At 70.1% G+C, this 11614-nt stretch carries 9 protein-coding genes and 1 rRNA gene; 5 read left to right on the plus strand and 5 right to left on the minus strand.

The genetic code is table 11. The features are described from left to right. Window positions 1–82: 82 nt before the first annotated feature. The 4 genes from ACIBCM_RS18380 to mtnA are packed head-to-tail and all read right to left on the minus strand — an operon-like array spanning window position 83 to window position 5797. Window positions 83–1933 (minus strand): LpqB family beta-propeller domain-containing protein, encoded by a 1851-nt coding sequence (locus tag ACIBCM_RS18380; RefSeq protein WP_399244366.1) that lies wholly within the window; start codon window positions 1931–1933, stop codon window positions 83–85. Continuing rightward, entirely contained in the window at window positions 1923–3959 is a 2037-nt protein-coding gene (gene mtrB, locus ACIBCM_RS18385) for an MtrAB system histidine kinase MtrB (protein ID WP_399244368.1), read from the minus strand. The genes ACIBCM_RS18380 and mtrB overlap by 11 nt, the downstream gene beginning before the upstream one ends. Window position 3960: 1 nt before the next feature. After that, complete coding sequence (gene mtrA / locus ACIBCM_RS18390) at window positions 3961–4650, minus strand: two-component system response regulator MtrA (RefSeq protein WP_187740742.1); 690 nt, start codon at window positions 4648–4650, stop codon at window positions 3961–3963. Window positions 4651–4654: 4 nt separating this feature from the next. Then, on the minus strand, window positions 4655–5797 hold the full coding sequence (gene mtnA, locus ACIBCM_RS18395) for an S-methyl-5-thioribose-1-phosphate isomerase (protein WP_399244371.1): 1143 nt from the start codon (window positions 5795–5797) through the stop codon (window positions 4655–4657). A 182-nt stretch (window positions 5798–5979) separates the two neighbouring features. On the opposite strand from mtnA, the gene ACIBCM_RS18400 reads away from it, so the two are divergent. From ACIBCM_RS18400 to ACIBCM_RS18420, 5 genes are read left to right on the plus strand one after another with little or no spacing between them, the layout of a single operon-like run. Continuing rightward, entirely contained in the window at window positions 5980–7206 is a 1227-nt protein-coding gene (locus ACIBCM_RS18400) for a glycerophosphoryl diester phosphodiesterase membrane domain-containing protein (protein WP_399244373.1), read from the plus strand. A 4-nt stretch (window positions 7207–7210) separates the two neighbouring features. Then, window positions 7211–7900: a DUF4129 domain-containing protein gene (locus tag ACIBCM_RS18405; protein WP_399244375.1), complete on the plus strand. Its 690-nt coding sequence runs from the start codon at window positions 7211–7213 to the stop codon at window positions 7898–7900. Next, a complete protein-coding gene (locus ACIBCM_RS18410) occupies window positions 7897–9084 on the plus strand; it encodes a DUF4350 domain-containing protein (protein ID WP_399244377.1) in 1188 nt (395 codons plus the stop codon). Before ACIBCM_RS18405 ends, ACIBCM_RS18410 begins: the two co-directional genes overlap by 4 nt. After that, the gene (locus ACIBCM_RS18415) at window positions 9081–10073 is read left to right on the plus strand and encodes an AAA family ATPase (protein WP_399244379.1); all 993 of its coding nucleotides are present in this window, start codon (window positions 9081–9083) and stop codon (window positions 10071–10073) included. Before ACIBCM_RS18410 ends, ACIBCM_RS18415 begins: the two co-directional genes overlap by 4 nt. Before the next feature lie 11 nt (window positions 10074–10084). Beyond that, the gene (locus ACIBCM_RS18420; protein ID WP_399244381.1) at window positions 10085–11395 is read left to right on the plus strand and encodes a DUF58 domain-containing protein; all 1311 of its coding nucleotides are present in this window, start codon (window positions 10085–10087) and stop codon (window positions 11393–11395) included. A 128-nt stretch (window positions 11396–11523) separates the two neighbouring features. On the opposite strand, the gene rrf is transcribed toward ACIBCM_RS18420, so the two are convergent. Continuing rightward, a 5S ribosomal RNA gene (rrf, locus tag ACIBCM_RS18425) occupies window positions 11524–11614 on the minus strand; the annotation flags it as partial.

The raw sequence follows: 11614 nt of genomic DNA on the forward strand, positions 1-11614 counted from the left end.
GGATAACTCTCGGTGAACCCCCTCCGGCCTGGAGTTTCTCCCCAACGGCCCGGGGCCGGCCGAGGCTGGCCGGCCCGTGCGCTCAGCCGGGGTAGACGGGGGAGGAGCCCTTCTTGACCATCGTCTGCCAGTTGGCCCCGGGCGGCAGCCGCACGATGCCGTCGTCCTGCGAGTACGCGACCAGCGGGCGGCCCTCCTCGTTCGACGCCGCGACCGCTTCCACCGCGCCGTTGAGCCCCGGCAGCACCTCGCCCGCCGGAGTGGAACCGTCCGTCTGCATATAACGCACCTGAGGCACTCCGCCGGCTTCCCTTCCGACCACCACGAGCCGGCTGGGACCGGCCCAGGAAACGGCCGTCACGGTCTCCAGCTGGGGAGCCGCGGACCTGAGTCCCGCGATGGCCACAGCGGAGTCCTCCGATGAGCCCTGGCGCTCCACCCGCCCGATCTGCAGGGTGGTCTTCCCGTCCTTCTCCAGCAGGAGAGCGATGCGCGTGCCGTCGGCCGACACCCTCAGCGAGTCGATCCGCGCCCCGTCGAGTCCCGGAATGATCCGGACCTCCTGAGCGGGCCCCTTGCCGCCCGCGAGCCGGAGCAGTGCGGGCTTCTCGGGGTCGCGGTCGGCGACCCACAGATCGCCTCGCCCGTCCCAGCTCGGTGCGGAAAGGCGGTCGTTCTGCCTCTTGCCATTGCTCACCACCACCGCGGGAACGGTTTCACTCCCGGTCCTGATCGACGAGACATACAGCTTGCCGTGGTCCTTGGTGACCGCGGCGGCACTGCGCTCGTCGCGGGCCACAGCGACCTGGCTCATCCGCACCCGCCCGTCCCCGAACGGCCCCGGCACCCGCGTCGGCACACTGGCCTCATCCGCGCCCGACAGTCTCGCCAGCCGGGAGTCGGCGTCCAAGAAGTACGGGTCGGCCGAGGTACCCGTGGCGCTGTCCGGCGCATAGGTCTCCTCCCGGCCCCGGGGGAGCACACAGAGCTGGGAGCCGTCGGAACGCTGGAGCTCCACCTGCTCCACCGGCGTGGACGACAGGTCCCTGAGGGTGAACAGGATCTGTGCCGCCATCTTGGTGCACTGGGTGCGCCCCACATGGGAGGCGTTGTCGTTGAGCGGCACCTTGAGCGCGTTGCGGTCGTCGAACGTCAGGGACTTCACACCCTCCTTCAACGCCGTACCGGTCGGGAACGGGGACTCCACCACCGGCTTCAGCCAATCCGTCGGGCCGTCGATCAGGGCTTTGACCGACTGGGTCACCGGGTCCATCCGGGTCACCGGGTCCGTCCGCTGCCGGATGAACACCGGATCGGCGACCACCTTGTTCCATCCGGTGGCGAAGTAGTACTTGTTCACCGGCCGGTAGTTGCGCTGGAAGTCGGACGCGCCGAGCACCAGCCCGGGCGGCAGGCTGTCGATCCGCCACTCCTTGCCGTCCGGGCCGCTCTGCGACGACAGATGGAGAGTCCTGCTGTAGTCGTCGAGCGTGGTCGCCTGATACGCGTACTGGGAGTCGACCGTCGCCATCTGCTTGCCGACCAGCCGCACGTTCCAGCCCGGGTTGTCCCGGCCGCCCGCCTCCGCGGCCTCCACATCGGGCGCGGCCGCGAGGACCGTCGTCCCTTCCTCCGGGCGCCACTTCTGGGACGCCGCGGGCGTCAGATAGGTCCGAGCCGTCGCGAAATTGGCGTCGTCGCTGGTCATCGCCTCCAGAAAACCGGCGACGACCTCCTCGGGGGTCGCCCCCTTCCTCGGCGGCACCGCGTACACCCGTACCTGGGAATCCGCCGGCGGCGACGCCTTGACGGCGTGGATGTCACCGCTGTCGGGCATCGACGCGCAACCGGTCAGCAGCACCCCGGTGCCGCCCAGCAGCGCGCCGAGACGCACAGCGCCCCGGCGGCCCTTCCGACGAGGGTCAGCGCCCACGAGTCGTGTCCTCCCGGTCCGAAGCAACCTGTGCGGTGGGGTCGTCCTGGCGCTCGCCCACCGGCCGGGCCACCACCCTGGCGCCACTGCCGGGCAGCGCCGCCGGATCCACCCCGCTGGGGGGCCTACGGGGGGCCACCGGGGCCCGTGGCGGCACCGGCAGCGGCGCCCGGCCCGCCGGCGGCTGAGCGGGCACGGAGGCGAGCCGGTGACCCGGTGTCCTCGGCACCGCGTCCCGGGACAGGGCGCGCTCCCGGTTCTGCCGCGAGTCCTCCGGCTCCAGCGGTATCGGGGACCCCCGCAACGGCTCGTCCGCCGTGCGCGGCAACGTCAGCCGGAACTGCGAGCCCCCGCCGGGTTCACCCCACGCCTGCAGCCAGCCGCCGTGCAGCCGGGCGTCCTCGACGGCGATGGACAGCCCGAGACCGGTGCCCCCGGTGGTACGCGCCCGCGCGGGATCCGCCCGCCAGAACCGGTTGAACACCCGGGTCGCCTCTCCCGGCTTCAGCCCCACCCCGTAGTCACGTACGGCGACCGCGACGGCACCGCCGGCGACCGCCATCCGGACGATCACATCCCGGCCCTCGCCGTGCTCGACGGCATTGACGACCAGGTTCCGCAGCACGCGCTCGACACGCCGGGCGTCGGCCTCCGCCACAACCGGCTGCTCGTCGCCCACCACTCGTATTCGGCTGCCCTTGCGCTCGGCAAGCGGCTCGGCCCCGCCGATGACCCGCCGTACGACCTCGCGCAGATCTATGGGCTCGGCCTCCAGCGCCGCGGCTCCCGCGTCGAAACGGCTGATCTCCAGCAGATCGGAGAGCAGCGACTCGAACCGGTCCAGCTGGTCCCCGAGCAGTTCAGCCGACCGTGCCGTCACGGGATCGAAGTCGACTCGGGCCTCGTGAATGACGTCCGCCGCCATCCGTACGGTCGTCAGCGGGGTCCGCAGCTCGTGCGAGACGTCCGAGACGAACCGGCGCTGCATCCTGGACAGCTCCTCCAGCTGCTGGATCTTGAGCTGAAGATTCTGCGCCATCTTGTTGAAGGCTTCACCGAGTCTGGCGATGTCGTCCTCGCCGGTGACCTTCATCCGTTCCTGGAGACGGCCGGCCGAGAGCCGTTCGGCGATTCCCGCGGCCATCCGTACCGGTGTCACCACCTGCCGCACCACCAGCCAGGCGATGGCTCCCAGCAGCACGACGACAAAGAGCCCGGCCGTCGCGAGGGTTCCCCTGACGAGGTTGAGCGACTGCTCCTCCTGGGCCAGCGGGAAGAGGTAGTACAGCTCGTAGGAACTGCCCTCGACGTCGTTGAGACGCTTGCCGACGGCCAGCCCGGGCTCGGGCGCGTGCTCGCCGTTGTTGTACTTGATCTCGATGTACGTCTCATGGGTCCCGGCCTGCCGGCGTACGGTCTCCCGCAGCGCCTCGGGAATCGACGCGGGGTCCACGCTGCCCGATGTACGGGGACCTCGGCTGGAACTGGGGCGCTCCGAGTCGGCGCTCAGCGCCACCACGTTGAACGCGCCCTGACCACCGCTCGCGAGCCGCTCCACCAGATCGGACCGCCAGGAACTCGTGGCCGTCGGGCCGTCCGCTCCCGTACCGTCCGGGCCGCCGGAACTCTGCGGAGCGTTCGCCTCCTCCGTCGCCACGGCGAATCCGCCCGCGGCCTGGCTCTCCGCCGCGCGCCCCTTGGCGTCGAGAAGCCCGTTGCGCACCTGGCCGATGACGACGAAACCGAGGAGGACGACCACGCCGACCGACATCAGCAGCGTCGTCACCACGATCCGGAGCTGGATATTGCGCCGCCACAGACGGACCGCGGGCAGCAGCGGACGGCGCACCCACCGCATGATCAGCCGGAGCATCAGCCGCCCGGGCTCACCGTCCTGGCCCGACCGCCTGCCACGCAGCAGACGGCCGAACCACGACGGACCCGTCGGCCCGTGCCCCGGACCGGCAGCCCGCCCCGTACGGACTCCCGGCTCCCCGGGCCTCGGAGCAGCGCCGCCGCCGGACACGTCAGCTCGGTCCGGCCTTGTAACCGACGCCACGGACGGTCACCACGATCTCCGGGCGCTCCGGGTCCTTCTCGACCTTGGAACGCAGCCGCTGGACATGCACATTCACCAGCCTGGTGTCGGCCGCATGGCGATACCCCCAGACCTGCTCCAGCAGCACCTCCCGGGTGAACACCTGCCACGGCTTACGCGCGAGCGCCACCAGCAGATCGAACTCGAGCGGGGTCAGCGCGATCGACTGGCCGTCCCGCTTCACCGAGTGACCGGCCACATCGATGACCAGATCGCCGATCGTCAGCTGCTCCGGCGCGGGCTCCTCCGACCTCCTGAGCCGCGCCCTGATCCGCGCGACCAGCTCCTTCGGCTTGAACGGCTTGACGATGTAGTCATCGGCACCGGACTCCAGTCCGACGACGACGTCCACGGTGTCGCTCTTGGCCGTGAGCATCACGATCGGCACACCCGACTCGGCCCTGATCAGCCGGCACACCTCGATGCCGTCCCGTCCGGGCAGCATGAGGTCCAACAGCACAAGATCCGGCTTGGCCTCACGGAAAGCGGCAAGTGCCTTGTCACCGTCCGCTACGAACGACGGCTCGAAACCTTCACCACGCAGCACAATCCCGAGCATCTCGGCCAGTGCGGTGTCGTCGTCGACGACAAGGACTCGTCCCTTCATAATCGACATCATCCCATTAGCTAATCGTTACCTGGCGTGACCTGGCGCACAGCTCCGTGATTCCGCCCCCGGTGACCGGCGACAACGTGCCTTCTTCGGTCACGATCGCCGTCACCAGCTCGGGCGGAGTCACATCGAAGGCAGGGTTGTACGCCTGCGTACCCAGCGGCGCAACCGGAAGCCCTCCCCCCGTTCCCCCCGCGGCCGTCGCCGACTGCGGAGACATGATCTCCGTGACCTCCTGACCGGTGCGTTGCTCCACCTCGATCGACGCCCCGTCCGCCGTGGCCGGGTCGATGGTCGTCGTGGGAGCGACCACGACGAACGGCACATGGTGGTACTTCGCCAGTACGGCGAGCGGATAGCTTCCCACCTTGTTGGCCACCGAGCCGTCCGCGGATATCCGGTCCGCGCCTATGAGTACCGCATCGACCTCCCCCGCCGCGAACAGCGAGCCCGCGGCACTGTCCGTGAGCAGCGTGTACGCCATCCCGTTGCGGGCCGCCTCGTACGCCGTCAGCCGCGCCCCCTGCAGCAGCGGCCGTGTCTCGTCGACCCACAGCCTCCGCAGCCTGCCTCCGCGGTGAGCGGCGAGCGCCACGGCGAAGGCCGTGCCCTCACCGCCCGAGACCAGCGCCCCGGTATTGCAGTGGGTAAGGATCCGGAGGTGCCCGCCGGGAAGCAGCTCATCGAGCAGCAGGAGCCCGTGGGCGGCCATACGGGCGCTGGCCTCGGCGTCCTGCCGGTGCAGTGCCCTGGCGGCCCTGAGAGCCGCCTGTGCCGCCGCACCGGCCCCATCTCCCGCCGCGGCCCGGTGGGCGTCTGCGGCCACCCGTACCCCGTACGCCAGATTCACCGCGGTGGGCCGCGCCCCCGCCAGCAGTGACGCCGCCTCCTCCACGTGATAGCCCCGTACGGCGGCGAGGGCCACACCATAGGCCCCGGCGATCCCCAGCAAAGGCGCCCCTCGCACGGCGAGCGTCCGGATCGCCTGTACCAGGGTGGGCACATCGGTGCAGACCAGCTCGGCTTCCTCGGCGGGGAGCCTGGTCTGGTCGAGGAGCACCAGGACAGGACCTTCGGGAGGCTCCTCCCAGCGCAGTACCGGGAGCGGGGGCGGCCCGACATCGGCTCGCTCTTGCGCGTACTGATCAGCCATCTGCCCAGTCTGCCCCGTGGGGGACGGACAATGAAGGCGCGAAGGAGACGCAGGGGCCCACCCACCGGCGCGCAGCGCGTGGCACGATGGCTGCCAACCTGCCGACTCCGTACACGTACAGGCCCTGTGCACAAGTCGGCAGGCCGATACGACCCCACAACCAACCCATGAGGTGGACAACCGTGAACGACACTCCGGGCTGGGCATCGCCCGGATCTGCTCCCTCCGACGGGCAGGACGCCAACGTGCCCCAGCCCTCCGAGCCCGCCGATCAGACCGGCCCAGCCCCGAAGTGGTCCAGCGAGCAGCCACCCGCGGGGCAGTGGTCCGCGCCCGGCGCCCCGGAGCGCGGCAGCGCTCCCGGGCCGGGCCGGCCGGGCCCCGGCTGGGGCGGAACTCCGTCGTACGGCGGCTGGGGGCAGCCGCCCGTGGCCAAGCCCGGTGTCATTCCGCTCCGCCCGCTGGGTGTCGGTGAGATCCTCGACGGAGCGGTTTCGACCCTGCGCGCCCACTGGCGCACGGTCCTCGGCATCACGATCAGCGTCTCCGTGATCTCCGAGATCGGCAACATCCTGGCCGCGCGCTATCTGCTCCCGGAGCCGGTGGAACTCGACCCCGACGCCGATTCGTCGGAGGCCATGCGCCAGGTCGGCGACTCCCTCCAGTCCAGCATGATCTCGCTGGGCCCGGTGATGCTCATCACGATGGTCGCCACGCTCTTCACGACGGCGCTCCTCACCATGGTCATCAGCCGATCGGTGCTGGGGCAGCCGGTGAAGCTCTCCGAAGCCTGGCGCGAGGCTCGGCCCAGACTGCCTCAGCTCCTCGGTCTGACTCTGCTGCTGCCGCTGATCGGTGCCGCCATCGTGGTCGTGGCGATCCTGCCCGGTCTGCTGCTGGGCGGAGGAGGGGGGATCGCCCTCGCGGTACTCGGTGGACTCGGATCCCTCGGTGTCGTCCTGTGGCTGATGATCCGGTTCGCTCTCGCCTCGCCCGCGCTGATGCTGGAACGTCAGGGCGTCTTCGCGTCCATGCGCCGCTCCGCCAAACTCGTCCAGGGTGCCTGGTGGCGGACGTTCGGTGTCCTCGCACTGACGATGCTGCTGACCCTGCTCGTCGCCATGATCATTTCTGTGCCCTTCGGCCTGGCCGCCCTGGCCGTGGACAGCGGCGGAGTCGGCGACTTCCTCAACGGCGAGACGCCCGAGTTCGGTTGGGCCTACCTGATCATCTCGGGTATCGGTGCGGTGATCGCCTCCTCCATCACGTACCCCATCTCCGCCGGGGTGACCGTCCTCCTCTACGTCGACCAGCGCATCCGCCGCGAGGCCCTCGACCTCGAACTCGGCCGTGCGGCGGGGCTTCCCGGCTACGGCTCCGAGCCGCCCGGCGACGCGCCCAGGAGCTGATGGGGTGTCGGCCTCGGGGGGTGTGACGACGGCGTGGTCGTGGAGCCACGCGAACGATGACGTACCGGTGGACATTCCCCGTGTCCCCGCCCGGGAGGCGGCGGAGCGGGAACTCACCAAACCGATGTACCACGAGAACGACCCGAACCTCCTCGAACGGGCGCTTGACCGCTTCTGGGAGTGGGTCGGCGGTCTCCTGGACGTCGCGGCCGGCGCCACGCCGGGAGGTGTGGTCGGGACGGTCGTCATCGCCGTGGTGGCCGTCGCCCTGATCGCCGCCCTCTGGTGGCGCCTGGGCACACCCCGCCGCGCCCCTGCAACAGCCGACTCCCTCTTCGACGAAGTACCGCGCACTGCGTCCGAGCACCGCGCCTCCGCCGAGGCCCACGCGGCTGCCCAACGCTGGAACCAGGCCGTCCAGGAGCGCATGCGGGCCATCGTCCGCTCACTGGAGGAACGGGCTCTCCTCGACCCCCGCCCCGGCCGCACCGCCGACGAGGCCGCGGCGGAGGGCGGGCACTCACTGCCCGGCCACGCCGATGGACTTCGCGCCGCCGCACGCGAATTCGACGACGTCACATACGGGGGCCGGCACGCCGACCAGCAGGCATATCTACGCCTGCGTGACCTGGACCTCCGTCTGGAACGGGCCAAGCCCCAGCTGACGGGTACAGCCCAAGGAGCAGCCGAATGACCGCGGTTGCCCGCAGCGCCACGTCCATGTCCCCCACCGGCCGCCAGGTGTGGACCCGCGTCCGCGGGGTGCTGCTGGCCCTGGTCATCGTCATCGTGGCCGGGATCGCCATGGCCACCCTGCGCTCCGGCGACGAGCACGGCCGACTGGACCCACGCTCCGCCGACCGGCTCGGAAGCCGGGCCGTCGCCGAACTCCTCAAGGACCAGGGGGTCTCCACCCGCGTCGTCACCACGCTCGACGAGGCCACCCGCGCAGCCGGACCCGACACCACACTCCTCGTCGCCACCCCGGACCTGCTGACGGACAGCCAGCAGGAGAGCCTTCGGGCCGCGGCGGACTCCTCCGGCGGACGAACGGTGCTGGTCTCCCCCGGCCCCGCCTCCGTCGGCACCCTGGCCCCCGGGGTCCGGGCCACTTTCACGGTCCCGGCTTCGGCCCGCGCCCCCCAATGCACGCTGCCCGCCGCCCGTACCGCGGGCAGCGCCGACCTCGGCGGCGAGCAATACGACACCGAGGCCCCCGGAGCGGACCGCTGTTACCCGAGCGACGGCCTGCCCACGCTCCTGAGGATCGATACGGCGGACAACGGAGACACCGTCCTCCTCGGCTCGCCCGACATCCTCTACAACCACCGCCTGGACAAGAACGGCAACGCCTCTCTCGCCCTGCAACTCCTCGGCTCCCGAACCCATCTGGTCTGGTACCTCCCCTCGCTCAGTGACGGCTCCGCGGCCCAGGACGAGGGCGAGAGCTCCTTCTTCGAACTGATCCCTTCCGGCTGGCTCTGGGGCGCGCTCCAACTCCTCGTGGCCGCAGCCCTCACCGCCGTCTGGCGCGCCCGGAGGCTCGGCCCCCTCGTCACCGAGCGGCTCCCCGTAGCCATCCGCGCCTCCGAAACCACCGAGGGCCGGGCCCGCCTCTACCACAAGGCCAACGCCCGCGACCGCGCCGCCTCCACCCTGCGCGAGGCCACCAGGACACGCCTCGCCGCGCTTCTCGGCGTCGCCCCCGCCGCAGCCCACTCCCCCGAAACCCTGCTCCCCGCCGTCTCGGCCCACCTGGCTGCGCCCGACCAGGACCTCATGACCCTGCTCTTCGGACCGGCACCGGCCGACAACGCCGCTCTGGTCCTCTTGGCAGACCAACTCGACGCCCTTGAAAGAGAGGTACGCACCACATGAGCGCCCCGACCCCCGAGACAGCTACGACGGCTGCGAACTCGGACAGCGCCCGCGCCTCCCTGGAGGCCCTGCGCACCGAGATCGCAAAAGCCGTGGTCGGCCAGGACCCCGCTGTCACCGGACTCGTCGTGGCCCTGCTCTGCCGAGGCCACGTACTCCTCGAAGGAGTACCCGGCGTCGCCAAGACACTGCTCGTCCGCGCATTGGCCGCCTCCCTCGAACTCGGCACCAAGCGCGTTCAGTTCACCCCCGATCTAATGCCCAGCGACATCACCGGATCGCTCGTCTACGACGCCCGAACCGCAGAGTTCTCCTTCCAGCCAGGACCTGTCTTCACCAACCTGCTGCTCGCCGACGAAATCAACCGCACCCCGCCCAAGACCCAGTCGTCTCTCCTGGAAGCGATGGAGGAACGGCAGGTCACGGTCGACGGCACCCCCCGCCCGCTCCCGGAACCCTTCCTGGTCGCGGCGACGCAGAACCCCGTCGAGTACGAAGGCACTTATCCGCTGCCCGAGGCCCAACTGGACCGTTTTCTCCTCAAACTGACGGTCCCCCTTCCCTCACGCGACGACGAGATCAATGTCCTGACCCGTCACGCCGAAGGCTTCAATCCACGCGATCTGCAAGCCGCCGGCGTACGTACAGTCGCAGGCCCGGCAGACCTGGAGGCGGCCAGGGCTGCCGTCGCCAAGACCTCGGTCTCCCCCGAGATCGCCGGCTATGTCGTCGATATCTGTCGTGCCACTCGTGAATCCCCCTCACTCACCCTCGGTGTCTCTCCCCGAGGTGCCACCGCCCTGCTTTCCACCGCGCGTGCGTGGGCCTGGCTCACCGGCCGTGACTACGTCATCCCCGACGATGTGAAAGCACTGGCCCTGCCCACCCTGCGCCACCGGATCCAGCTCCGGCCCGAGGCGGAGATGGAAGGAGTCACCGCGGACTCCGTCATCACCGCGATCCTCAGCCACGTACCCGTCCCCCGCTGAGACGACGACCCATGGCCCTCACCGGACGAACCGCACTCCTCGCCGCTCTCGGCTCTCTCCCCGTGGGCCTGCTCGCGCCCAGCTGGACGGGGTTGCTTGCTGTCAATGCGCCTCTGTCACTAGCAATCTTGTGCGACTACGCCCTCGCCGCGCCAGTGCGAACGCTCCGATTCACCCGAAGCGGTGACACATCAGTTCGACTCGGCGACAGGGCAGCCGTTCAGCTGACGATCACCAACCCCTCCAACCGCCCCCTGCGGGCCCACCTCCGCGACGCTTGGCCCCCGAGCAGCTGGACCCGGAACACCGAACAGGCCGCTTCCCGGCACAAGATCTCCGTGCCCGCCGGCGAACGCCGCCGTATCACGACCGACCTGCGCCCAAGCCGCCGCGGCGACCGCCACTCCGAACGCGTCACCGTCAGGTCATACGGTCCTCTGGGCCTCGCGGCGCGCCAGAGCAGTCACAAGGTCCCCTGGACCGTACGAGTTCTGCCGCCCTTCACCAGCCGCAAGCACCTGCCGTCACGCCTCGCACGGCTACGCGAACTGGACGGTCGCACCAGCGTCCTCATCCGCGGCCAGGGAACCGAGTTCGACAGCCTCCGCGACTATGTGCCCGGGGACGACACCCGTTCGATCGACTGGCGGGCGACCGCCCGACAGTCCACCGTCGCCGTGCGGACCTGGCGCCCTGAACGCGACCGCCACATCCTCGTCGTTCTCGACACCGGCCGCACCTCCGCCGGCCGCGTCGGGGACATTCCCCGTCTCGACGCCTCCATGGACGCGGCCCTGCTTCTCACCGCCCTGGCTTCCCGAGCGGGTGACCGTGTGGACCTCCTTGCCTACGACCGCCGCATCCGCACCCAGGTACAGGGCCGTTCCGCAGGCGAACTCCTGCCTGCCATGGTCAACGCCTTGGCCCCGCTGGAGCCCGAACTCATCGAGACGGACGCACGCGGCCTCAGTGCCGCTGCCCTCAAAAGCGCCCCGCGCCGCTCCTTGATCGTGCTTCTCACCACGCTGGATGCCACCCCCATCGAGGAAGGACTACTCCCGGTACTCCCTCAGCTCACACAGCGGCACACGGTACTCGTGGCGTCGGTCGCAGACCCGCACATCCAGGAGATGTCAGTCGCGCGAGGGGACGTGGAGGCCGTGTACAACGCCGCTGCGGCCACTCAGAGCCAGGCACAGCGTCGCCGTACGGCAGAGCAGTTGCAAAGGCACGGAGTCACGGTCGTGGACGCGACGCCCGAGAATCTCGCACCGGCATTGGCAGATGCCTATCTTGCGCTGAAGGCTGCCGGCCGCCTGTAGAAACTGATGATGACCGTTGCCGGCCCAGGGCAGAAATACCCATGGTCCGGCACCACACCATCAGAAAAGGGTCCAGAAACGCGAGAGGGCCCCGCATCCAATGGATACGGGGCCCTCTCTCAACAATTGTTCGGCGGTGTCCTACTCTCCCACAGGGTCCCCCCTGCAGTACCATCGGCGCTATAAGGCTTAGCTTCCGGGTTCGGAATGTAACCGGGC

The organism is Streptomyces sp. NPDC051018, from assembly GCF_044456085.1.
GTDB lineage: Bacteria > Actinomycetota > Actinomycetes > Streptomycetales > Streptomycetaceae > Streptomyces.